The sequence below is a fragment of the Methanothrix sp. genome, from assembly GCA_029907715.1.
Lineage (GTDB): Archaea > Halobacteriota > Methanosarcinia > Methanotrichales > Methanotrichaceae > Methanothrix_B.
Genome location: JARYLI010000004.1, coordinates 84,764 through 109,647, shown reverse-complemented (window position 1 = coordinate 109,647; position 24,884 = coordinate 84,764). Strand labels below are relative to the sequence as shown.

Here is a 24,884-nt window from a genome sequence, read left to right as displayed (position 1 = left end):
GGTTTGGTCTGTACCAGCAAGCGCCAGAAATAGCCTGATGTTTGAGGGCGTGGCTTATGCATCTGAGAAAGAGCTGATGAGGGTTGAGACGCTACTGGATTCAAAGGGTCCTGTAGCGCACCTCCCTGTGGTACTCGTCCAGCGCCTTTATCGTCAGCTCTCCCCTCAGAGCCTTCTCTATCGCCTCGGCTGCAGCCTTCGCCGCCTGCACCGTTGTTATGTACGGCACATGGTAGTCAACTGCGCTCCTGCGTATCTGGAAGCCATCCTTCACAGACTGCTTTGTCGTGGGCGTGTTTATTATCAGCTTCACCTCGCCCCTCCTGATGTAATCCAGAACGTTCGGGCTGCCGTTGTAGATCTTCCTGACGCGCTCCGCAGGAACACCCGATCTTCTCAGATACTCAGATGTGCCGCCTGTCGCTATTATCTTGAGACCGGCGTTTGCAAGCCTTCTGGCCACTTCTGCGATCTCAGCCTTGTCCTCGTCCCTCACAGAGATGAAGACGATTCCATCGAGCGGCAGGCTGTTCTCAGCGCTCATCTCCGCCTTGAAGAACGAGAGGCCCATGTTGTAGTCGATTCCCATGACCTCTCCTGTGGACCTCATCTCAGGGCCGAGGAGGACATCTGCGCCTGGAAGCTTGTCAAACGGCAGGAGCACCTCCTTTACAGCGACATACGGTATCTCAGGCTCGACGTTGAGGTTCATCTCCCTGAGAGTCATTCCTGCCATCACCTTTGCAGCGATCTTCGCCAGGGGCAGCCCCACAGCTTTTGACACGAATGGTATGGTCCTGGATGATCTCGGATTCGCCTCGAGGACGTAAATGGTGCCATCCTTGTAGGCCATCTGAATGTTGATTATTCCCCGGACATCCAGCGCCAGAGCTATGCGTCTCACATAATCCTTCACCGTCGCGATGACATCATCCGGAAGCGTCTGCGGCGGGATCATGCATGCGCTGTCGCCCGAGTGTATCCCCGCCTCCTCTATGTGCTCCATGATTGCTCCGATGAGAACATCGCGACCGTCGCACACAGCATCCACATCTATCTCGACAGCGTTCTGGAGGAAATCATCTATCAGCACAGGATGCTCATGCGATACGCGGACAGCCTCACGCATGTAGAGCTCCAGCCCGGACTCGTCGTAGACTATCTCCATCGCCCTGCCGCCGAGGACGTAGCTCGGCCTGACCAGGACGGGGTAGCCGATCCCCCTCGCGACCCTCTTGGCCTCCTCCGGCGAGTATGCTATGCCGGCCCTCGGCTGCGGTATCCCAAGCGTGTTCAGGAGCCTGTTGAAGCGCTCCCTGTCCTCCGCGATGTCTATGCTGTCAGGAGACGTGCCCAGGATCAAGGTCTTCAGGCCGCGCCGCTTCAGCTCTTTCTCCAGAGGAACCGCGAGATTCACAGCAGTCTGACCGCCGAACTGCACCATCACCCCCCAGTAGTTCTCCTTCTCGATCACATTCATCACGTCCTCGAGGGTGACGGGCTCGAAGAAGAGCTTGTCAGAGGTGTCATAATCTGTGGATACGGTCTCGGGGTTGTTGTTGATTATGTGAGCCTCGATTCCCATCTCCCTCAGGGCGGTGACCGCGTGGACTGTGCAGTAATCGAACTCTATGCCCTGTCCTATCCTTATCGGACCTGAGCCGAGTATCAGGACCTTTTTCTTATCTGATGGGGTCAGCTCGCACTCCTCATCGTATGTCGAATAGTAGTAGGGAGTCGATGCCGCGAACTCGGCTGCACACGTGTCCACCATCTTGTATGTGGGTATTATCCCCAGAGAGAGCCTGTAATCTGTGACCTCCTCTCTGCTCAATCCCACAAGCTCTGCGATCCTGCTGTCAAGGAAACCCATTTTCTTCGCGCGCCTGAGTCTGTCGGGGGTAAGGCCCTTCTTAAGCTCGTCCTCCATCCTGATTATGTTCTGAATCCTCTCGATGAAGTAGGGGTCGATCATGCTCAGCTGCGAGATCTCATCCACCGAGAAACCACGCCTGAGCGCCTGGTATATCGCAAAGAGCCTCTCATCAGTCGGCGTTCTCAGAAGCTCTCTGACATCGTCATCGCTCCACGGGGTGTACTTGCCGTTGTATCCCAGATCTATATCGATGTCAAGAGACCTGATGGCCTTCATGAGCGCCTCCTCGTAGCTTCTGCCTATGGCCATCACCTCTCCCGTGGATTTCATCGATGTTGTGAGCGTCCTGTCAGCCTTGACGAACTTGTCAAACGGCCATCTCGGGATCTTTATGACAACATAATCGACGGTGGGCTCGAACGATGCTGGTGTCTCCTTGGTCACATCGTTTCTGATCTCATCGAGAGTTAGACCGATGGCTATCTTGGCGGTGACACGTGCTATCGGATATCCTGTGGCCTTCGAGGCCAGAGCTGAGGATCTCGATACGCGGGGATTGACCTCAATAACCCTGTACTCGCCGTTTCTGACCGCGAACTGTATGTTGCATCCACCTTCGATGCCAAGAGCTCTTATGATGTTTATCGCAGCAGATCTGAGCATCTGTATCTCATGATCTGAGAGCGTCTGTATGGGCGTGACAACTATCGACTCTCCTGTGTGGATCCCCATGGGATCCATGTTCTCCATGTTGCAGATGGTGATGCATGTGTTGTTCGAGTCCCTCATCACCTCGTACTCCACCTCTGTCCACCCTATGACGCTCTCCTCGAGGAGCACCTGATGTATGCGGGACCTCTTCAGGCCCATCTCGCATATCCGCATGAGATCCTCGCGCGTCCTGGCGATCCCTCCGCCACTTCCTCCCAGCGTATATGCGGGCCTCACTATCAGAGGAAGGCCGAGCTCCTTCATCGCCTCTTCCGCCTCCTCGAGGCTTGTGACGGCAACGCTCCTGGGCACAGGCTCTCCGATGCGCTCCATCGCCTTCTTGAAGAGATCCCTGTCCTCTGCCTCCTGGATCGATCTCACCTTCGTGCCGAGCACCTCGACACCGTATCTCTCCAGAACGCCCATCTCTGCGAGCTCGCTTGTTATGTTAAGACCGGTCTGGCCGCCTATTCCAGCTATTATACCATCAGGGCGCTCCTTCTCTATGATCTTTGCAACGATCTCCGGCACCAGCGGCTCGATGTAGACCTTATCCGCCATATCGGGGTCGGTCATTATCGTCGCCGGGTTTGAGTTGACGAGGACTACCTCCACGCCCTCCTCGCGGAGGGATTTGCATGCCTGCGATCCGGAGAAGTCGAACTCCGCTGCCTGTCCGATCTGAATCGGGCCGGATCCTATCAGGAGGACCTTCTTGATGTCTGGGCGCTTCGGCATCTCAATCGCCTCCGGATGCGATCTTTAAAACAGAGCTGAAGAACGGATCCTCTGTGCACATCGGTCCTGGATGCGCCTCGGGATGGTACTGAACCGCCAGGATCTTCAGGTACCTGCTCCTGATCCCCTCGACGGTCCCATCGTTCGCATTCAGCTGTGTTATCTCAAGATCTGTACCTTCAACCGATTCGGGAACAACTGCGAAGTTGTGGTTCTGTGATGTTATGTAGACAATCCTGCTCTCGAGGTCCTTCACCGGCTGGTTGCCTCCGTGATGGCCGAACTTCAGCTTGAACGTCCTCGCGCCCAGCGCCAGCGAGATGACCTGATGGCCGAGGCATATGCCGAATATCGGCATCGATCCTGCGAAATGCCTGACAGCCTCTATGGCGCTCACCGCCCTCTCAGGGTCTCCGGGTCCGTTCGATATGAAAAGACCATCAGGCTCGATCGCCTCTATATCCGAGATGCTCGAATGTGCAGGAAGAACGTGCAGATCGAACCCGCGGCACTCCAGGCTCTTCAGTATGTGCCGCTTTATCCCTAGGTCTATTACTGCCAGCCTCGGGCCCGGTCCCCTTATCCTGTACGGGCTTCTGCAGGTGACCTCGCTCAGCAGATCCAGGGACGATATCGAGGGCTGATCCCTGGCGACCTGCACGATGTCGATCCCCCTCACCTCAGACTCACCAACAGCTAGAGCCGCCTTCATGGCACCCAGCCTTCTTATCCTGACTGTGAGCATCCTGGTATCCACGCCATGTATCCCCGGCCTGCCCTCATCGACAAGAAACTCCGCGAGCGTTCTCGTAGACCTGTGATGCTTCGGGCTCGGCCAGATGTGCCTGCAGACCATCCCCCTGGGCCACATGCGATCCGACTGGAACTCATCACCGCTCACGCCGTAGTTGCCCTGTAGCGGGTATGTGAAGAGCAGGATCTGCCCGTTGTATGATGGATCTGTCAGCGCCTCCTCATATCCAGACATCACTGTGGTGAAAACGATCTCTCCGGTTACGATCCCTGGGGCACCAAAACCGTAGCCCTCTACCAGAGTGCCATCCTCTAACCCTAAGACCCCAATCATAGTATCGCCACCACAAGCAATGAGGTGATCTAAATATGTTTCGATGATCCGGGGAGAAGGTACTCCTGCGAAGCATTCAAGCAGTGCGACCCCTAAGCCGCTCCCTGGCTGCCTTCTGCACGCTTGGATCCGGATCCCTGCTGAGCCTCTCCACGATGGACGCTGGCGTGGATATGTTCTTCGCAACCGCTTCCCTAACCAGAAAAGACCAGTGTCCTGACAGCGCCTCCAGCGTCCCCACAGGGGTGGAGGGGTTCTCAGCCACAGCGCGCCTGACCTCGATCATTCTGTCCCTGGAGAGAGCGATCAGCGAATCAGGAGGTGATTTTAAATTTGCCGCGACCGCAACCCTCACATCCGTAATCCTGTCGTCCGCCAGACGGCCGAGAACCTCCGGCGGAGTCAGTGGATTCCGGGCGACTCTGTATCTCACAATCCAGCTCTGATCCCGGGAGAGTTTCTCTATGATCTCTACCGGCACCCTCGGATTCGATGCGACTGCGGCTCTCACATCATCGCTCTGGCTGGCTGAGAGCCTGGCGATATCATTATCCGGAGTCCTTGGGTTCTTTGCCACAGACTCCATGACTATGTAGCGCAGCCGCTCATTTGTGGAATCGAATTCGACCATCTCATCCTCTGAGAGCTCCGACAGCAGGCTCTCCGGTGTTGCCGTATTAAGAGCAACAGCAGACCTCACATAGCCATCCGGATCCTTGGCGAGCATCTCCAGGACATCCAGGGGTGTGTTGGGGTTACCGGCGACAGCCTCTCTGACCCACTGAACCCTGTCCCTGGAGAGGGCCTTCAGGACCGGTACGGGCGTCGACGGGTTCCATCCGACAGCGCGCCTGACACGCCATGAGATCGATCTCGATAGCTCCTCTAGCACCTCTGGCTCTGTATCATGTGACGATGCCCTGCGCTCCAGCTCTAACTCTTCCATGATCGTGGGTATACGTGCAGAGTTTTTATACTCACCACAGCAACGATTCTGGACCGTGTACTTCCATCACCAGAATACACAGAATGCAGCTCCACATGCTTCATGGGCTTTGATTCTGATTCGTCCAGCTCCGGTATTCCGGGATCGATCCGATTTTGACAGCGCATCAACTACATCCTGAAGAGCGTGTATGTGTACAGCTCCTCAAGTGTCCTCTCCGGGTTCCGCTCATCATGCCTGCCCAGCCTGGCTCTGATCACAGGCAGGCTGAAGCACTGGTTCAAACAGCTGATGAGCTCAGGCTCGCCGCTCACGGTCACGCATCTCACAAGCGGAGCATATCGCTCAGCTGCTTTCTCCACCCTCTCCCTGAGATGCTCGCCGTGCCTCCTTATGTCCTCCTCCCTCAGCCGCTCGAACCTGCGCTGCGACCATCCCCCTTTCGAGTGCTTCTCCTTTACAGGCGTCTTCACAATCTCAAAGGTCTCGATGTGGTCTGCTCCCAGTGAGACCATGATCATGCTCTCGCCGGCATGTGCCGATACGAGAAGCACAGGAGTCTCCATGATCTCCTGGATGGGAGCAAGATCGAACCTGCGGCCCCTGGTCATGCTCTCAGAACCGAACGGCAGAGGTGGCACGATCACGAGCGTGAAGACATCCTGTAGGCTGAGAAGAGAGATGCCCCTTTCAGATGCCAGTGCCTTCAGGGATCTCGGGAGGATTGCTTCAGGCATGCTCTCCAGGTTCCCTCCTGGTTTGCGATACTCGCTGAGGATAACCTCTTCAGCTGATTCTATGTCATCGAGCCGCCTGAGCAGCCGCTTCATCGCCCTTGGAGAGAGCCTCTCAACGCCAGGAGCCTCAGAATGCTCCTCAGAAGGGTGAGCCTTAGAAGGGCGCTCTGAGGCTTCTCTGAGCCTGAGCTCCGCCTCCTTCAGGGCGCGCCTGGCCTCCTGATATGCGCTTGTGATCCTCTTAAGGCGCTCCTCACGCTTCTGAAGCGCGTGCTCAAGCTCCTCTCTCTCCCGGGTGAGGTCCTGGAGCATACGTTCAAGCTCTGCAATCCGCTCCTGATATCGCTTTTTCCCGAAGAGATCCACAGAATCACAACCTCCAGGGACTGCTGTTTCTCAGAGTTCTGATGAATGACCTGAGATTGAGGGCCGCGAGAGATATATGCTCTTTAATCAGAGCAGTCCGAGGTTCTCGAGCTGCTGCCTCACGATCCTCACACCCTCCTCGCACTCCTCAGGAGATTTTCCGCCTGTCACTACCAGCTTCCCAGAGCTGAATATCAGCACCACCACCTTGGGCTGCCTGATCCTGTAAACAAGCCCCGGAAACTGCTCAGGCTCGTACTCTATGTTCTCAAGACCGAGGCCAAGGGCGATGGCGTTGAGGTTGAGATCTGTCTTTAGATCTGCGGAGGCCACAATATTCTGAACGTGGATCTCCGGCTCGAGGTTGATGTTATCAAACCCTATTGACTTCAGCGTCCGGGCCATGTTTGTGATGACGGTCCTCACATCCTCCACGTTCTTGGCGCCGGTGCAGACAACCTTGCCGGATGTGAAAATCAGAAAAGCTGCCTTTGGAGACCTGACCCTGTAAACAAGCCCGGGAAACTTCTCCTTGTTGTACTCAGCGCCTTCAAGCTCGGACTCGATCTTGACGAGATCGAACTCATCAGCAAGCTTTGTGGATGCCACCACGTTCTCGATATTTATTGTGGACTCCATATCGCGCATCTCCTGGAGAGGTTTTTAAACGTAGGGGTATATAAAGGTAGTATATAAAGGATATAAAGGCGGGCGCTGCCCCTGCATTGCGGGAGTGTGCTACTGCACCAGCAGGATGCGGCATCCTGCGAAAGAAAAGTTGTGAGCCCGGATCGCCGAATGGTTTCTCAGGGATCCGGTTATTATAGTATTCCACATAAGTTGATATAATATTATGTTAAAAAAAAAAATAATCTATGAAGTGCGAGATATCCGCTAGATTTTAAATGGATTTACATGAAGTGATGCAAAGGACCAGACTATAATGACTCCCGGTCCACATGCCGATCTCAAAATGCATGCACAACCGGAAGAAGCAGCATGTCACAAAACGGACTCGCTGGGAATCGAACCCAGGTCAGCGGGTCTCCTCGATGAGATCTCCGAAGCCCGCTAGGATATCCTCTACCCCACGAGCCCGCGTGATCACCTCGTGCTCCCTCTGTTATTAACCTTTCCAGGCACTGTACGGAGATTGTCTTGGATTCCGGAGACAGCGCGGGATACGCATATTAATGATGTCGTGGCAGAACTGATACGGAATGCGTTTGAAGAGATCGAATGAGATCCCGGAGCTTCTGGCCCCTGCAGGCTCCTGGGATGCGCTGGTCGCGGCAGTTTCAGCTGGAGCTGATGCTGTCTACCTTGGAGGAAAACGATTCAGCGCACGGATGTTCGCTGAGAACTTTCCCAGCCTGGAGGAGGCGGTGGATTACGCTCACTCGAGAGGTGTGAGGGTGTATGTGACTGTGAACACACTCGTTCATGATGGGGAGATTGATGAGCTGGGGGATCTCCTCACAGAGCTCTGCGAGATCGGCGCAGACGCAATACTCGTGCAGGATCCAGGAGTCGTCAGGCTCGCCAGGGAGATCGTCCCGGAGCTGGAGCTTCATGCCTCAACCCAGATGACGATCCACAGCACAGAGGGAGTCGTCTGGGCCGCGAGGAATGGGCTGAAACGTGTGGTGCTTGCCAGAGAACTGTCTGTTGACGAGATAAAAAATATTAAAATAGTTTCCGATGATCTGGGCGTCGGGCTTGAGGTCTTTGTCCATGGCGCGCTCTGCTACTCCTACTCAGGACAGTGTCTCCTCTCGTCATCGATGGGCGGGAGGAGCGGAAACCGCGGGATGTGCGCCCAGCCGTGCAGGAAGCCCTACACCCTGCTCCGAGGCGCTGCGGACGAATACGGGAGGCTGAGAGATCTGAGAAAGACAGGAATGGAAGGATATCTCCTGTCCACCCGTGATCTCTGCACGTATCCCTCCCTCGATAAGATCGTCGCAACCGGCGTCGACGCGCTCAAGATCGAGGGTCGGATGAAGTCTGCAGAGTACGTTGCCGTTGTGACTGGGGTTTACAGAGATGCTCTTGATGCCATAGCTCGAGGCGAATGGGCCCCGGATGAGAGGGAGATCCAGAGGCTCGCGCTCGCGTTCAACAGGGGGTTTACAGAGGGATACATCCTGGGCGCATCGGATGTGATGGGCAGGGAGATGCCGGACAACAGGGGCGTCATTGCGGGCAGGATCCTGCGCTGCTCGGGCAATGTGGCAGTCGTATCTCACACAGGCGGGATCCTGCCAGAGCCTGGAGATGGTGTCGTGCTCCGCTCAGGAGGGGAGGAGATCGGATTCGTTGTGAGAGAGAGAATCCATTTGAGGGGCGGCGTGTTCAGGCTCAGGGTGCCTGAGGGGGCCCGGGCAGGAATGGATGTTTACATAACGCGATCCGCCAGGCTGAGGGATGATGCTGATAGGATAATCAGAAAGGGCAGAGATCCGATCCCGCTCGATCTGCGGATATCCTTTGACAATGGTGTGCCGGTTGCGGATGTGTATCTTGATGGACCATCTGGACGGATAAAGGTCTCTGTGAGAGGGAGCACTGCCATGGAGTCGGCGAGAACGCTTCCCCTGAGCGTTTCACAGATAGAGTCTCACCTCCGGAGAACCGGGGGCACTCAGTTCGTCTTCAGGGAGATGGTAATCGATTATCCAGGGGGCCTTTACACCACGCCGGCGAACCTCAATCAGCTCAGAAGAGATATTCTCAGGGCTGCTGAGGCCGCTCTTGTGGATGCGCACAAAAGAGAGTGCATCGGAGGAGGAAAACCAGCCCTTGAGAGGGCTGAGAGGAGAGCTGAAAGGCTGAGGATATCGGTTTACGCCGACACCCTGGAGGTTATCGAAGGAGCGCTGACAGGCGGCGCAGATAGGGTGTACTTCGAGCCGCTGATCGCAGATGATCTGGCCGCTCTCCTGGAGAAGGCTTCCGATCTCTGTGAGGGACGCGCAGAGCTGGTCTGGAAGTGGCCCCGGATCACCAGGGATCGTTTTCTGTGCATGGCCGGGAACATTTTGCGCGATGTTTCAGTCGATGGGATCATGGTGGAGAACCTGGGCGCCCTTGTGGCCGCAGAGCGATGCGGATGCGAGATCTTCGGAGGCCAGGGGCTGAACATCTGGAACTCGCTGAGCGTGTGCATGCTCTCCAGAGCGAGAGCCCTGACGCTCTCACCTGAGCTCTCCGCGAGCCAGATCTCCTCCATCGCTGCTCTCCGCAACAGACCTGATCTTGAGGTGATCGCCCAGGGAAACATCGTGATCGCAGTGACCGAGGACAGGCTCATCTCCGAGGGCGATGTCTGCGCGATCGGGGACCGCAAGCGCGTCTTTCCCGTAAGGAGAGATTCCACAGGTGTGACGAACATACTGAACAGCGTGGAGACCTGCCTGCTTGATCACATTCCACAGATCTCCTCGATGGGTGTGGATTCTGTGGCAATAGATGCCAGATGGAGGACCGGAAGGTATGCCAGAGAGATGACCGAGATCTACGCGAGGGCTGTCAGAGAGCATTCAGAGATACAGGAGCTCAAAAGCATGGTCCGGCGAATGGCCATGGGAGGGATCACCTCAGGCCATTTCCTCAGGGGCGTGGCAGAGGCAGGCGAATGACGGGAGAGCTTAGAGTTCAACGATCACAGCAGTGAGATTTCTGCCGTCGCTCTTATGTGATTGGCAACTTGTGGGTCATACAATGTGGTTGCTGAACGCACTTATTCATTCACCAGGAATGCATAGCAGAACCAGTACTTCTATGGGCAAGTCATAATATGGATAAGAGCGTCTGCCGTTAATGCGTCCGGATGTTGCGCATAAAGCACGCCATGCGATCGTCGTTCGTGCCTTCGAGGCCTGATACCCTTTACAGCTGTGATGGCGTTGGTCAGGTTGGTGCCCCGTCCAACCAGCGATGTGTGATTGAGAATGGTGTTCCAGGAAACGCATCTTCAGCGACAGGTTCTATATACATGCAGATATTGCTTGACCACCATGAACGAGAAGCTTGAGGAGATCGGATCGCGGATACGTGAGCTTCGAGAGCTCTCAAAGATATCACCAGAGGAGATGGCCGGCTATCTCAAAGTGCCGCTTGAGACCTACTGCGGGTACGAGTCAGGCCATCTGGACATACCGGCGAGTCTGCTTTTCAAGATCGCGCAGCGCCTCGATGTCGATATGAGCCTTCTGCTCACAGGCCAGGAGCCAAAGATGAGCATATTCACTGTGACCAGAAAGGGGGAGGGCGTTGAGGTCGAGAGAAGGAAGCAGTACAGGTACCAGAGCCTCGCAGGGAGGTTCGCTCATAAGAAGGCGGAGCCGTTCATAGTCACCGTCGAGCCGAGGTCGGAAAAGCCAGCTGTCTACAGCCATCCCGGCCAGGAGTTCGACTACATCCTCGAGGGGACCATAAAGATATACATTCACAACAACGAGATCGTCCTCAACGAGGGAGATTCGATATTCTTCGATTCGTCATATGATCATGCCATGGAGGCTCTCAACAACAGACCTGCCAGGATGCTTGTCATTGTCATGTGATGGAGGGGCTTTATTTGGCATCGCTTCTGCACAAGTTTGTGTCAAGGGTCGAGTTCGACTCATACGAGGATTTCAGGAACAACTTCAGAATAATAGTTCCGGAGAACTTCAACTTCGCCTACGATGTCGTCGATGTTTACGCTCATGAACAGCCTGATAAGATCGCTCTGGTCTGGTGCAACGATCACGGTGAGGAGAGGATATTCACATTCAGGGACATGAAGCACTGGAGCGACAGAGCGGCCAGTCTCTTCAGGAGCTACGGAATCAGAAAAGGCGATACTGTGATGCTCACGCTGAAGAGCCGCTACGACTTCTGGATCTGCATGATAGGGCTCAACAAGATAGGGGCTGTGGCCATCCCTTCGACCCACATGCTCAAGGCGAAGGACATTGTCTACAGAATAAAAAAGGCTAACCTGAAGATGGTTGTGTGCATCATCGAGGATGGCGTGCCTGAGGAGGTCGATCTCGCTCACAAAGAGCTCGGCGATATCCATCTCATAAAAGCATTTGTGGGCAGAGAGGATCAGGAGAGGGAGGGATGGATAAACTTCAGGCGCGCGCTTGCTGATGCATCTCCTGATTTCACAAGACCTGCTGGGGAGGAGGCCACCAGGAACGAGGATGTGCTTATAGCTTACTTCACCTCCGGAACCACAGGCTATCCAAAGATGGTGAAGCATGATCAGACATACCCGCTGGGACACATACTCACAGCGAAGTACTGGCAGAACGTCATGGATGATGGACTGCACTACACGGTCGCGGATACAGGCTGGGCGAAGTGCGCCTGGGGCAAGATATACGGCCAGTGGATAGCCGGCTCAGCGGTTTTCGTCTACGACTACGACAGGTTTGATGCGGGAAGGATGATGGAGAAGCTATCAAAATATAAGGTCACAACATTCTGCGCCCCTCCGACGATCTACAGGTTCATGATCAAGGGGGATATGTCGAAGTACGATTTCTCCACATTAAAATACGCGGTCACCGCAGGCGAGCCCCTGAATCCATCGGTGTATGAGAAGTTTCTGGAGGTCACAGGCCTCAGGCTGATGGAGGGCTATGGCCAGACTGAAACTGTGGTGACGATAGCGAACTTCCCGTGGATGGAGCCGAAGCCGGGATCCATGGGCAAGCCCGCACCTGGCTTCGATATCGTTCTCCTGAAGGACAGCAGGCAATGCGAGGTGGGAGAGGAGGGCGAGATAGTCATCCGTACAGACAAAGGAAAGCCGGTCGGGCTCTTCATCGACTATCACCTCGATCCAGACAGGGTGAGAAACACCTGGCACGATGGATACTATCACACGGGAGATACCGCGTGGGTCGATGAGGACGGATACATCTGGTTCGTTGGAAGGACAGATGACATGATAAAGACCTCCGGCTACAGGGTCGGGCCGTTTGAGGTCGAGAGCGCCCTGATGACACATCCCGCGGTCCTGGAGTGCGCCATAACAGGCGTTCCAGATCCCATAAGAGGGCAGGTGATCAAGGCGACTGTGGTTCTCACTAAGGGCTACACTCCCTCAGAGGAGCTGAAGAGAGAGCTGCAGGAGCATGTCAAGAGGATAACAGCCCCATACAAGTACCCCAGGATCGTGGAGTTCGTGGAGGAGCTCCCGAAGACGATAAGCGGGAAGATAAGAAGAGTGGAGATCAGGGAGAAGGACAAGCCGTATCCAATTATAAATATAACGGAATGCAAGGGCTGTGAGCGGTGCGTTCTAGCATGCCCTGTGAACGTGCTCAGGATGAGTGAGGAGCTGAACAGCAGGGGCTACAGATACTCGACGTACCTGGGCGACGGATGCATAGGATGCGGCGCATGCTACTACACATGCCCCGAGCCAAACGCGCTTGCTGTTCACATACCATCGAAGGGCGAGTGAGATCATGCCATCAAAGCTGGTAGCGGGCAATACAGCTGTTGTGATCGGGGCGATGTATGCGGGCTGCGACTGCTTCTTCGGCTACCCCATAACCCCTGCAAGCGAGATCCTCCAGGAGGCAGCCAGGTACTTCCCGATGGTTGGGAGGAAGTTCGTCCAGGCTGAGTCTGAGGAGGCCGCGATAAACATGGTTTATGGGGCGGCTGCTGCCGGACACAGGGTGCTTGCCGCCTCCTCAGGACCCGGCATGAGCCTCAAGCAGGAGGGCGTGAGCTACCTGGCAGGGGCCGAGCTCCCGTGCGTCATAGTAGATATCAACAGAGCAGGACCTGGCCTGGGCAACATAGGGCCAGAGCAGTCGGATTACAACCAGACCACAAAAGGCGGGGGACACGGCTGCTACAGGAACATCGTGCTTGCTCCAAACTCCGTACAGGAGATGTGCGATCACACCATAAAAGCCTTCGAGCTTGCGTTCAAATACAGGAACCCGGCCGTAGTGCTTGCAGATGGTGTTCTGGGACACATGGTCGAGCCGCTCAGGTTCCCTGAGAGCGCGATCACGCCGGTGATAGACACATCATGGGCGGTCTGTGGGACACGTGAGACGAGAGGGAATGTTATAACATCGATCTTTCTCAACTTCGATGAACTTGAGAGACACAACCTCAGGCTTCAGGAGAAGTACAGGCGCATAAGGGAGAAAGAGGTATCCTATGAGACCTACAGGATGGACGATGCAAATGTGGTTCTTGTGTCGTATGGCATAAGCAGCAGGATCGCCAGGTCTGCGGTCGATGCCGCCAGGCGGGATGGCGTGAGGGCAGGTCTGTTCAGGCCCATAACGCTCTTCCCGTTCCCGGACAGGGCGTTAAAGGAGATCGCTGACCGGGGCTGCAGGTTCATATCTGTGGAGATGAGCGACGGCCAGATGAGGGATGACATAATTCTCGCAACAGGCGCAGATGTTGAGCTTGTCTCGAGGTACGGAGGCAATCTCATCACACGCGAGGAGATCATGAGAAAGATCAGAGAGGTGAGCAGATGAGAAAAGATCTCGGCGGGCATCCGGGCCTTTACAGCGAGTACCCCAGGAAGGGGGGAAGCGCACCAGGAGCGACGCACTACTGTCCCGGCTGTGGCCATGGTATCCTGCACAAGCTTATAGGCGAGGCGATGGCTGATCTCGGCATACAGGACAGATGCGTCCTTCTGAGTCCTGTCGGGTGTGCTGTCTTCGCCTACTACTACCTTGACTGTGGCCATGTCCAGGCAGCCCATGGCAGAGCTCCTGCAATAGGCACAGGGATTTCAAGGGCTGAGGACGATGCGATAGTGATCTCATATCAGGGGGATGGTGATCTCGCGTCAATAGGGCTCAACGAGACGATACAGGCCGCTAACCGCGGGGAGAAGATGGCCGTCTTCTTCGTCAACAACACGGTCTACGGGATGACGGGCGGCCAGATGGCTCCGACCACACTGGTTGGAGAGGTCACATCCACAACGCCAACTGGAAGAGATCCAAGAGAGGCGGGCTACCCACTGCACATCTGCGAGATCCTGGACACGCTCAGGGCGCCTGTTTACATAGAGCGCGTCTCTCTCTCTGATATAGAGCACATCAGGAAGGCCAGAAGGGCGGTGAGGAAGGCGCTTGAGATACAGAGGGACAAGAAGGGATACGCTTTTGTGGAGTTCCTCTCGCCATGCCCGACGATACTGAGGATGGATGCCAAGGGAGTTGAGCGCTTCATAAATGAGGAGATGGAGAGGGAGTTCCCTCTGAAGCGGTTCAGGGACAGATCCGCAGAGGCTGAGCCGATTGTGAGGAGCAGGAGCGATTTCTCAAAGGAGGCGCTTGACCGCATATTTGGTGTGTCAGGAGAGGGGGCGATAGAGCCGGTGCCTGATCCAGAGTTCGGCACGCGAAGCGTCAGGATCTCCGGTTTCGGAGGGCAGGGTGTTCTCAGCATGGGGCTCGCGCTCGCCCAGGCCGCGTATCTTTCGCGCAGGTTCGTCTCATGGTACCCGGACTACGGGCCGGAGCAGAGGGGAGGCACATCAAACTGCACTGTGGTGATATCAGGAGAGCCGATATCATCGCCTGTCGTGGATGAGATCGATATCCTGGTGGCATTCAACCGGCCGTCGCTGGAGAAGTTCTCGTCCAGTGTCAGAGAGCTCGTGCTCTATGATATGCTCGCGGGCGAGTTTAAGGGAAGCATGAATTCCATACCTGTGCCTGCGACGGAGATCGCCACGCAGAAGGGAGCACAGCAGGCTGCGAACACCGCGATGCTCGGCGCTCTCATGGCCTCCGGCAGTCTTGGGCTCCCTGAGGACTCGTTTGTGGGCGCGATAAAGGACGCCTTCTCTAAGAAGCCGAAGCTGGTGCCTCTGAACCTGGAGATATTCGGGGCAGGGGCGGACTGGGTGCGGAAGATGGTCCGATGATTGAATCTGTGAGCCTGCATCTCGTAAGGGGTCTTCCTGTTATCAAGGAGGGTGACTGTCTCGCGGACCTGATCCAGTCGAGGTTCGAGCTACTAGATGGCGATCTGGTCTGCATTGCAAGCACTGTGGTCTCAAAATCCGAGGGAAGGGTCAGGGATCTGAGCTCTTACACGCCAGGAGAGAGGGCGTTTAAGATTGCAGGAAATCTCGGAAAGGACCCCAGGTTTGTTCAGGCGGTTCTCGAGGAGTCCGCTCAGATCCTCCTCGAGCGCCCGTTTCTCCTGGTCGTCACCAGGTTCGGTCACGTCTGCGTCAACGCTGGCATAGACCAGTCGAACGTGCCGGCAGGGAGGATACTGCTCCTTCCGGAGAACCCATCGCTGAGCGCTGAGCGGATACGCAGAGAGCTGAGCAGGGATTGTCCGGTCATAATAACAGATACCTGCGGCAGACCGTTCAGGTTCGGGGTCGCTGGCGTGGCGATCGGCTGGTCCGGCCTCTCCCCCATCAGGGACTGGAGAGGTGCCTCTGATATCCACGGCAGGAAGCTAGAGATAACCCTGGAGGCAGTGGCTGATGAGATAGCAGGGATGGCGAACCTGCTGATGGGAGAGGCAGGGGATTCAACGCCCGTGGTCGTCGTTCGAGGGCTGCCGCGCTTCGATGGCGATGGCAGCGTCTTCATGCCGGAGGAGCAGGATGTGATAAGAGCTGTACTTTCAGGGCGTGGATCCCGAAGAGCCTGACTGAAGCACTCATGGCGCAGGCTCCTGTACTGGAGCGATTGACGCTGAGAGTTCCGCTTCCCCATGTAGCAACGCAAATCATTTATCTCCATCAGCCAAGATCAGCGTGTGCCCAGACCCATACACTGCGTTGTTCCATTCAAATCGAGCGGCTGCAAGAGACGCCTCTCTTCCCTGCTCTCCAGCGAGCAGAGATGGCTTCTTGCAGTGGCGATGCTCAGGGATGTGCTCAGGGCGCTGAGGTCGATCGAGATGGTGACTGTCCTTGCGCGCCCCGGGATGAGTGAGGATCTCATTGGAGATCTCAACGCATCCCTCAGGTTCTCAGAGCTGGAGCTCGGTGATGCTCTGAACGAGCTCATCGCTGAGAACGCGGCAGCGGGATGGCCTGCGGATCTCCTCATAGTCATGGCAGATCTCCCCCTGATCTGTGAGGAGGATGTCCTCGGAATCATCAGAGTTCCTGGCGACGTCGTCCTGGCTCCGGGCCGCGGCGGCGGGACCAACATGATCCTGATAAGGGATGGAAGGTTCAGGACAAGATACATTGGTCTAAGCTTTGCGAAGCACCAGAGAGAGGCCGAGGAGCTGGGAATCGAGACCGGATACTACTACTCGTACAGGGCGGGGTGCGACATAGACGAGCCAGGGGATCTGATAGAGATAATGCTGCACAGCAACGGCGAGGCGAGGGCTCTGCTGGAGAGGTTCGGGCTCAGCATAGTCGAGAGCGAGGGTCGAGCCAGGCTGAAACGGATCCAGGCGGATGGGTAGAGGCCGTGGAGGTCTGGAGGTGCCCCCGATCTCAGCCAGCGGGAGTCAATGCATCAGGGAGCAGTCGGGAACGGGGACGCGCCGACATTCACCTCAGAAATGAATTCGGTTCATCCATCGATATGCCCACTGACGCATTCTGAGACCTCTCTTTGAGCGCATCAGCGATGCCTTTTATGATATCCCTCGTGTCATCCATTCTCGCAACGATTGAGATCTCATCCTCAGCAAGATGCTTGAACTGCAGCCCCAGCATCTGAGCAGATTCTTTGATCGCGATTGCGAGATCCGCCTTTCCCTGGAGCACTGCCAGAGCCGCGCCTGTGTGTGTCCTGACCTCCAGAGACCTCCTCACTCCAGGCAGCATCGAATCCACGATGGATCGTACACAGGACTCCATGCTCCATGCTGCGAATGTTGCACCATCTGGATTCAGAAGAAGATCAGGATTCCTGGAGAGGAGACCGAGCTCTCTTCTGTAGGACGCAACGACCCTGAGATCATCCGGTATTTCTCCTGTGGCTGTGACAGACGCGATGTCCGCCAGCCCGTCCTGGAGATCTGATAATGCTCTCAGGGATCCCCTTACCATGTACCTGAACCGCAGATTCATCCGATCCAGAGCAGATTCCAGCAGAGGGCAGCTCTCCCCGCTGATGATGAGATCGATATCATCCCGTGAAAGCGGATAAACATCAACCACCTCCCCTGCCTGCAGGTACTCCCGCTCCGCGGGGATGTCGACGATGCCATCAGATGCTGCCAGGGTCGTGACAGCGCCGCTCCCCCTGTCGAACGGATAAGCCCTGCCCCTGTGAAGTATAACAGGAAGCATCTGCCTCCTGGATTCGGATCTGAACGGCCTGGCAAGTGTTGCTTTCACGGAGACAGATCCTGATCTCAGGCCGAGCGAGCGCTGTATCATCGGTGCCACAAGCTGCCAGAAGACGGTCAGCGCGCTCGTCGGATACCCCGGCAGACCGATCACAGGCTTTCCTCCCACCATGCCGAAGAGCGTTGGCTTCCCCGGCTTGAGGTTCAACCCGTGGAAGATCAGCTCCCCCAGATCGCTCACAACCCTGTAGAGCATATCACCCCGGCCTGCAGATGTCGATCCACTCAGAATCACCATATCGCAATCGATCAGAGCGGTGGCGATCGTTTCTGCAAGCGCATCGTAGCTGTCCGGAACGACGCCATATACCACAGGCTCTGCGCCGAGCTGTGAGAGAGCGGCTGAGATCGTGTATGTGTTCACATCATAGATCCTGCACGGCACGAGATTTTCATCAGGCGATAGGATCTCATTTCCCGTCGATGCCACCCCTACCTTGAGAGACCTGATGTTCACTCTGCTCATGCCCAGGGCTGCGAGCATGCCTATCTCCCTCGGGCCGAGCTGCGTGCCCGCGCTCAGCACCCTTTCTCCCAAAGAGACATCAGCGCCCCTTCTCTGGACGTTCTCATAGGGGTGCACAGGTCTTCTTATCATAACATAACCATCAACCGCATCAGCATGCTCGACCATCACGACAGCATCAGCACCCTCAGGCATGGCAGAGCCCGTCGATACCTCCACAGCCTCGCCAGGGCCTGCAGATGTACCGGGAATGCTGCCAGCTGAGACCGATCCCGCGATCCTGAGCCTGACAGGGGAGAGTTCGGATGCGCCGATGCAGTCCTCAGATCTCACAGCATATCCGTCCATGGCGGCTCGATCAAAGTGAGGAACATCGATCTCCGCGATCACATTCCCGGCAAGGACCCGGCCGAGCGCATCATTCAGATGAACGCTCCTCACCCTTGGAGCCGGAGCATCTTCAAGCACGAGCTCGATCGCTTTATCCAAAGGTATGAGCCTGTGGAACATGTGCACAGCATCACCTCAGCCTCGCTGACCTCTGGCGGAGGAGATGGTCAGCAAGAACCAGCGCGATCATCGCCTCTGCAACAGGCACAATTCTCGGAGGTATCGCCGGGTCGTGCCGCCCCCTGACAGAAATATCCACAGCCTCTCCGGACTGCAGATCCACAGTTCTCTGGGAGGTGGCAATGGACGGGGTGGGCTTCACGGCTATCCTGCATATGATCGGAGCGCCTGTGGATATGCCGCCGAGTATCCCACCGGCGTTGTTCCTCTCAAACGATATCCTGCCGTTCCTGTAAAGAATAGGATCGTTCATCTCGCTTCCCCTCAGCCGGGCGCTCTCGAAGCCCGCCCCTATCTCGACTGCCTTTACCGCGCCAATGCTCATCAGGGCCTTGGCGAGATCTGCGTCCAGCTTGTCGAAGACTGGCTCACCAAGTCCGGGGGGCACGCCGATAGCGACAACCTCAACCACCCCACCGATGCTGTCCCCATCTGATCTCACAGACTCCAGGAGCGAGAGCATTCTTGAAGACGCATCGGCGTCCGGGCATCTGATGGGGCTCGATTCCGCTCGCTCTCTGATGCTCAGAAGCTCCTCTCTATCCACGCTCCCCCTCGAGGTCCATCCTGGGAGAGACGCCCTGATGCCGCCGAGCTCGATGACGTATCCGGTGATCTCCACTCCGAACTCTGATAGAAGCTTCCTCGCCACAGCCCCTGCCGCGACCCTGCCCACGGTCTCCCTCGCAGATGCCCTCCCACCGCCACGGTGGTCCCTGATCCCGTACTTCGCATGGTACGTGTAATCAGCATGCCCGGGACGGGGGGTGTGGCGAATGGAATCGTAATGGGAGCTTCTCGCGTCCTTGTTCCACACCAGCATCGATATGGGCGTGCCGGTTGTGAGCCCCTCGAACACACCGCTCAGGATCTCGACCACGTCCGCCTCTCTCCTTTCCGTTGTCGCTGTGCTCTGCCCGGGGCGCCTCCGGTCGAGCTCCCTCTGCACGTCATTTTCGCTTAGCTCCAGCCCTGCAGGGCATCCATCAACCACAGCTCCGACGGCTCTGCCATGCGATTCTCCCCATGTTGTGACCCTGAAGACCGTTCCGAATGTGCTCCCGGTCATCTTTCACTCCTGGCGCCCTCTCCTGTGCATCTCGTAAGCGTGTTTGGAGAGGGCATCGGCCTCCACATTCTCCTCTCTTGGTATCCAGACGAACTTGTGATCGATCCCCTCCAGCATGCTTTTTATCAAGGGGACGTACCGCCTGGATGTGTCTGACCTCACCTTCCATTCGCCGCTCATCTGCTTTATGACAAGCCTGGAATCACCCTTGAACACCACACTCTCCCCGTGGGCGTTCTTCTGGATCCACCGGATCGCAGCGAGCAGTGCCTCGTACTCAGCCACGTTGTTCGTCATGCCCCTGCCCTCGCCCACCACACCCCACCCTCTGTGTAGCAGCTCGCCGTTGCGATAGATGAGGTAACCGTATGCCGCCACGCCGCCCGGATTTCTTGGACTGCATAGGCCATCGAAGAATACAGTGATCATTCGCTGCTCCAGCATCCGCCCTTCTTTTTGAGGTCCAGCAGATCGCAGAGCTTGCTCGCGGTCGCCTCCACTGTTGAGATGCCCACATCATCATTCTCCGCGGGCCTGACCGCGATCCCGCCGAAGTGGCTGTTGTCGCCGACAACAATCATCCCATGGATGTGCATCCATGAATGTATCACATCTATCGTCTTCTCCTGACCCCCGTTCCTCGATCCCCCGACGGCTATCGCGCAACCGGCCTTGTCCTTGAGCCTGAATCCCTGCCGACGGAGGGGCAGAGTGCGGTCGAAAATCGCCTTGAGCTGCGCTGTGACAGAGCCGAAGTAGACAGGAGAGGCGACCACGATCCCGTCCGCGCTCTGGAGCAGCTCGCAGATCTTTGGCATGTCATCATCGATCGGGCATTTCTTCCCTTTGCCGCACTCGCCACAGTCGGTGCAGAACTCCACCCTGACCCGGGAGCAGAGCACGCTCTCTGTCCTGTACCCCCTCTCCGAGGCCACCCTCAGCGCCCTCTGGAGAAGGTACTCTGTGTTCCGTCCGCTCTTCGGGCTTCCAGATATTCCAAGCACCATCGCCATCGTATCACCTTTTTAAAGGATGACACACATCTATATGAGATCTCGGTCTGGATCCTGAACTCCGGCGATATCATGATTGCGGATGTGAGTGCCGGCGAAGGCCAGAGAACCATCTTGATGTTCTACAGTGGAGAGCACGATCTGATCACATGCTCACACAGCGAAGAGCTCAAGTATCCTTCTTGAGACGAACTCCGCCGCGCTGTCAGGATCCATCGTGGTGGTGTCCACAACTATCTCCGGGCTCATCGGCTCCTCGTATTCCACCCCCACGCCTGGGACCCTGGCTCCAGAGGCGGCTTTTCTGTATATGCCCCTCGGCGCGAACTCTGCCTTTCTGGAAGCCTCCCGCTCAATGCACAGCTCGAGGGGGGCCTTTATGTAAACCTCCGCGAAGTTCTTCACGAGTTCTCTCGCAAGATCTCTGTACCTCCTGCGGTTTGCGGTCGCATCGATGATCACATTGACCCCTGCATCGCAGAGCAGCTTCGCCATGTAGGCGAGGCTTGCATAGACGATATCCCTCTCCTCATCCGTGTACCTCGGGTTTGGCGTTATCACCTTCCGTATCTCGTCGAGCTCGAGTATCATTGCCTCGACGCCCATCCTCGAGAGGTGCTCCTTTGTCCTTCTGGCGATCGTGGTCTTGCCACAACCGGGAAGTCCGGTGAACCATACTGCCCAGGCCATGGAGGGACTGTGGTGGGCGATACAATAAAAAAGTGCGCCCCTGTCAGCTTGATCTCCTCGACGATCCGGCCACGGGATCTGACGAATACGTGCGTTCAGCACCAGACCTGTATGGCCAATCATGATGCATGAGAGCGATCGATACATACAAATGCAGTAAAATCCAGATCGAGCGATCTATTAGGAAAATTTATTAACAATCGGTGGTAATAATAAAGTGAAGGCCTATGGCAGAGAAGCTGATACCCGCTCTCCTGACGAAGCTTGGAGTTTCCTATAACAGGGAGACGATAATGCATCACATAATAATATTAATAGCATGGCTGCTGCTTCTTCTGCTGTCCATCATGTGCAACCCGAAATTTCATAATTAATTTTAATTTAATACCACCCTGGACTGTATGCCTCGATCAGCGGGTGGTTAAGCGAAACCGGCCGTCGGATCGATTCTTTCACGGATCTGTTGAGCGGATGGCGCGGATTTCGGTGCTGCGCAAACCATCATATTTTGGCAGTGTTGCGCCATCCGCCCCCCCCAGAAAGTTGGGGCTGCCCGGGGAGCAGAACCCCATCAGGCCAGTTCACGCTTCAGGAACTCGATCACCCTCGGCCAGGAATCCTCTGCAGCCCTCGCAGCACCCTCAGCTGTTCCTCCCAGCCCCTCCCAGACGTTTACGGTTGGCAGATAGAACTGACGCATCGTTGTCGGGTAATAGGGATACGTGATCAGCATGTGCCCTCCCTGATCGTAGGAGAGAAGCTGGTACGTGCGGGAGTGATTGTGGGATCGCAGCCTGTCGATGACTATCTGTGAGAGCATATCAGATGGCCAGACCCCGTCCCCAGGGTTGCCTATGAGCAGAAAGGCCGCCTGCGAGTCCTCCACATGTATGGTGGCCTCCCCGACCCTGGATCTCTGCATCTCCAGGCTGTAGAGGAAGGATGGCGCATCCAGATAGGGTGTGCCATTCTTCTGAGCCTCCAGAAACTGCCTCCCCTGCTCCTCACTCATCATCGCCTTCAGATACGGAAACGCCCTGCCCTGGTAGGTCCATGCCGGTGCATCCGGGTTCTCTCCGATGCCAGACCAGATGACTCCGCTCGGTGTGTACCCCACCACAGCTTTGATCTCTGGATATATCGAGGCTGCGAGAAGGGCCAGCTCACCACCACGCGATGCCCCGACGATTCCGATGTGGTCTCTGGCAACCAGAGGCTGCTGATTCAGCCATTCGATGGCCTTTCCCACTGTCTCCACAGGGATGTTCTCAAGGGTCTGCGGCAATCCCGGCGCGCCGAAGTAGGCGAGCGCCAGCGTGGGCATGCGCGTCTTGGAGGCGATCACGCTCGCCCAGCCCTCCTTGTAACCGCCCTCGGAGCCGCCCAGCACTATGATCGCCGGCGTGGGCTCCGTGATCTCTTTTGGTATCAGGAAAACACCCACGATGGGATCTGTCACATTCTCCCTCTCAAGATCGATCTGGGCGATCCGCTGGACCACCCTGCTGTCCACCTCCCGGCCGTCAACATACAACCCCACAGTGAGGTTGTGTATCACCGGGAACGCAGAAACAAATTCTCCTGTCTGATTGACACTCATGGACCAGAAAAGCCCAGCCTGATCGATCCCGTGGTACGAGCCCTCCACCGGCGCGTCACGTGAGGTGTCTATCGTTCCCGCATCGTCCGCCCGGAAAGACGCCTCCGATTGCCAGGTGTTTCCTAAGACATCCTGGCCAGAAACACGCAGCGTGGCAATCTGCCCCGCATCAAGCCCGCTCGCCCTTATGCTGATCGGATCGCCGATCAGCACATATTGTGGTTCCACATCCAGTCTCATAACACCCTCATCCTGTGCAGCGAAACCCGGGATAAGCATGCTCCCGATAAGGATAAAACACAGAAGAGTTCTCTCCATGTGAGAAACTGTTAAAAAATTCGTGATGAACTCTATTTCAGTCGTAACGAACCGTCTCATGCTCTTTGCACCCTGCTCTGACAACCGTCTTCTCAATGATCCTGTCTCAAAACAGCCAGCATCCGCAGATGCCCCTTATGCCACGATCCTGAAGTCGTGGGGATTCCTTTATCTTCCCCAGATTGCAAGCGTATTTTTGAGACAAATTTAATGGAAGTTGTGCGCGCCTCGTATATTAAAGATTTGGCTCGAATCCGCAAATACGGGCGTGGGCTATGGATCTGGCCCTCCTGTACAAAGCTCAGACCCAAAGCAGCATCTCTCTTCATAACTCACATTATCCTGAGATCCTCATCGCCAGTCGACCAAGCGACGAAAAGGGGAGGTAGCGGTCGCTTTTACTTCAAATGGAATTGTCATCATTGCCCGCATAAATCGATACGCTGTAGCCACGTATGTCTAAATAACAGAGTGGTCTTGGTAGACCGCCCGTAAATTATTTATATAAGTTAAAAAAAATATCTTTTGATGTATTTTGCAGGGCGACATAAATTATTTAATTTATTTTTTATCTATTTTTGGAATTTTTCTTATTGTATCGATGTTTTTATTCAGAGACTCCCTTATGTCGGCCAGCTCTGGGACATTTGCAATCGCCTCGGCCCCCTGCGTCATCTCGTGTAAAATTTCGTCCTCCCGGAGATTTCCTGCAGCCAGCATGGTTCGCGCGGTGATTGCAAGATGTTCCTCAGGAACCAGGCGGCGTGCTGCCCCAAGAATCGCATTTATGTCGCGTCTAACACAGTGTATTACGGGGGGAACAAACAGATTCACGCATTCCATCTGTCCGCAGCCCACTATTACTATTGCTCGATCGGTAGGGCCGTTTCTGTATCCTCTGCGGTCATTTTCACACACTTTGCCCTCAACAATATAACATCCTGGTGGAACCTCTGTAACCACATGTGCAGAATCCTTTGGAATCGGAAGCTTATCAGTAACTGCTTCGCCCATGCAGTTATAGACACGTACCCAGTCGAAGGTGGGAAAACCTGGCGCGAGTATCGGGTAGGGTCTGCACTTCTCATCCCTCAGCCATATATCCAATTTTGCGTTAGCCATTTTCTCAACTCCAAAACTGCCTTCGAAGTTCAAATCTGCATAAAATTGTGCAGCACGTTACACGATTCAAAATATGGAGATACATGCTGGAAAAAGCTTTAAAACCACCACGTTCTGATTGATCCCGCGCGCACTTCCCACTGAGAGATGACTATCAGATTCAGTCACTGCAGGAATAACTCCCCTTGCCACTAAGCGATAGGTAGTTCAAACTTTTTTGCGATGGATTTCATTTTAA

Annotated in this window: 19 protein-coding genes and 1 tRNA gene; 7 read left to right on the top strand and 13 right to left on the bottom strand. The window is 55.7% G+C overall.

Going from position 1 to position 24,884, the window contains the following annotated elements:
- Nucleotides 1-100: 100 nt before the first annotated feature.
- The 6 genes from carB to QHG98_04340 all read right to left on the bottom strand — a co-directional run bounded on the left by carB (nt 101) and on the right by QHG98_04340 (nt 7,559).
- On the bottom strand, nt 101-3,325 hold the full coding sequence (gene carB, locus QHG98_04365) for a carbamoyl-phosphate synthase large subunit (protein ID MDH7596966.1): 3,225 nt from the start codon (nt 3,323-3,325) through the stop codon (nt 101-103).
- A gap of 1 nt (nt 3,326) precedes the next feature.
- Entirely contained in the window at nt 3,327-4,412 is a 1,086-nt protein-coding gene (gene carA / locus QHG98_04360; protein ID MDH7596965.1) for a glutamine-hydrolyzing carbamoyl-phosphate synthase small subunit, read from the bottom strand.
- A gap of 76 nt (nt 4,413-4,488) precedes the next feature.
- Nucleotides 4,489-5,358, bottom strand: coding sequence for a hypothetical protein (locus QHG98_04355; GenBank protein MDH7596964.1), 870 nt, complete (start codon nt 5,356-5,358; stop codon nt 4,489-4,491).
- 170 nt (nt 5,359-5,528) lie between these two features.
- The gene (locus QHG98_04350; protein ID MDH7596963.1) at nt 5,529-6,461 is read right to left on the bottom strand and encodes a Vms1/Ankzf1 family peptidyl-tRNA hydrolase; all 933 of its coding nucleotides are present in this window, start codon (nt 6,459-6,461) and stop codon (nt 5,529-5,531) included.
- Nucleotides 6,462-6,548: 87 nt separating this feature from the next.
- A complete protein-coding gene (locus tag QHG98_04345; protein ID MDH7596962.1) occupies nt 6,549-7,100 on the bottom strand; it encodes a TATA-box-binding protein in 552 nt (183 codons plus the stop codon).
- 371 nt (nt 7,101-7,471) lie between these two features.
- Nucleotides 7,472-7,559, bottom strand: a tRNA-Arg gene (locus QHG98_04340).
- A 122-nt stretch (nt 7,560-7,681) separates the two neighbouring features.
- On the opposite strand from QHG98_04340, the gene QHG98_04335 reads away from it, so the two are divergent.
- The 7 genes from QHG98_04335 to cofC all read left to right on the top strand — a co-directional run bounded on the left by QHG98_04335 (nt 7,682) and on the right by cofC (nt 16,904).
- Nucleotides 7,682-10,102 (top strand): U32 family peptidase, encoded by a 2,421-nt coding sequence (locus QHG98_04335; GenBank protein MDH7596961.1) that lies wholly within the window; start codon nt 7,682-7,684, stop codon nt 10,100-10,102.
- A gap of 378 nt (nt 10,103-10,480) precedes the next feature.
- Nucleotides 10,481-11,029: an XRE family transcriptional regulator gene (locus QHG98_04330; GenBank protein ID MDH7596960.1), complete on the top strand. Its 549-nt coding sequence runs from the start codon at nt 10,481-10,483 to the stop codon at nt 11,027-11,029.
- A gap of 14 nt (nt 11,030-11,043) precedes the next feature.
- On the top strand, nt 11,044-12,927 hold the full coding sequence (locus QHG98_04325) for an AMP-binding protein (protein ID MDH7596959.1): 1,884 nt from the start codon (nt 11,044-11,046) through the stop codon (nt 12,925-12,927).
- 4 nt (nt 12,928-12,931) lie between these two features.
- Complete coding sequence (locus QHG98_04320; GenBank protein ID MDH7596958.1) at nt 12,932-13,975, top strand: 3-methyl-2-oxobutanoate dehydrogenase subunit VorB; 1,044 nt, start codon at nt 12,932-12,934, stop codon at nt 13,973-13,975.
- The gene (locus tag QHG98_04315) at nt 13,972-15,384 is read left to right on the top strand and encodes a 2-oxoacid:acceptor oxidoreductase family protein (protein MDH7596957.1); all 1,413 of its coding nucleotides are present in this window, start codon (nt 13,972-13,974) and stop codon (nt 15,382-15,384) included. Before QHG98_04320 ends, QHG98_04315 begins: the two co-directional genes overlap by 4 nt.
- Nucleotides 15,381-16,130 carry a coenzyme F420-0:L-glutamate ligase gene (locus QHG98_04310; GenBank protein MDH7596956.1) on the top strand — a complete coding sequence of 250 codons (750 nt, stop codon included), beginning with the start codon at nt 15,381-15,383 and terminating at the stop codon, nt 16,128-16,130. The genes QHG98_04315 and QHG98_04310 overlap by 4 nt, the downstream gene beginning before the upstream one ends.
- Nucleotides 16,131-16,238: 108 nt before the next feature.
- Nucleotides 16,239-16,904: a 2-phospho-L-lactate guanylyltransferase gene (gene cofC, locus QHG98_04305; GenBank protein ID MDH7596955.1), complete on the top strand. Its 666-nt coding sequence runs from the start codon at nt 16,239-16,241 to the stop codon at nt 16,902-16,904.
- An 88-nt stretch (nt 16,905-16,992) separates the two neighbouring features.
- Here cofC and QHG98_04300 read toward each other — a convergent pair whose 3' ends face one another.
- The 7 genes from QHG98_04300 to QHG98_04270 all read right to left on the bottom strand — a co-directional run bounded on the left by QHG98_04300 (nt 16,993) and on the right by QHG98_04270 (nt 24,679).
- Nucleotides 16,993-18,774, bottom strand: coding sequence for a molybdopterin biosynthesis protein (locus QHG98_04300; protein MDH7596954.1), 1,782 nt, complete (start codon nt 18,772-18,774; stop codon nt 16,993-16,995).
- Nucleotides 18,775-18,784: 10 nt separating this feature from the next.
- Complete coding sequence (aroC, locus tag QHG98_04295; GenBank protein MDH7596953.1) at nt 18,785-19,903, bottom strand: chorismate synthase; 1,119 nt, start codon at nt 19,901-19,903, stop codon at nt 18,785-18,787.
- A gap of 3 nt (nt 19,904-19,906) precedes the next feature.
- Nucleotides 19,907-20,347, bottom strand: a complete 441-nt coding sequence (gene rnhA, locus QHG98_04290) for a ribonuclease HI (GenBank protein ID MDH7596952.1) — start codon at nt 20,345-20,347, stop codon at nt 19,907-19,909.
- Nucleotides 20,329-20,910: a flavodoxin family protein gene (locus QHG98_04285; GenBank protein ID MDH7596951.1), complete on the bottom strand. Its 582-nt coding sequence runs from the start codon at nt 20,908-20,910 to the stop codon at nt 20,329-20,331. The genes rnhA and QHG98_04285 overlap by 19 nt, the downstream gene beginning before the upstream one ends.
- Before the next feature lie 159 nt (nt 20,911-21,069).
- Nucleotides 21,070-21,606, bottom strand: a complete 537-nt coding sequence (locus QHG98_04280; GenBank protein MDH7596950.1) for an adenylyl-sulfate kinase — start codon at nt 21,604-21,606, stop codon at nt 21,070-21,072.
- 571 nt (nt 21,607-22,177) lie between these two features.
- The gene (locus QHG98_04275) at nt 22,178-23,446 is read right to left on the bottom strand and encodes an acyl-CoA thioester hydrolase/BAAT C-terminal domain-containing protein (GenBank protein MDH7596949.1); all 1,269 of its coding nucleotides are present in this window, start codon (nt 23,444-23,446) and stop codon (nt 22,178-22,180) included.
- Nucleotides 23,447-24,085: 639 nt separating this feature from the next.
- A complete protein-coding gene (locus QHG98_04270; protein MDH7596948.1) occupies nt 24,086-24,679 on the bottom strand; it encodes a hypothetical protein in 594 nt (197 codons plus the stop codon).
- Nucleotides 24,680-24,884 lie beyond the last annotated feature (205 nt).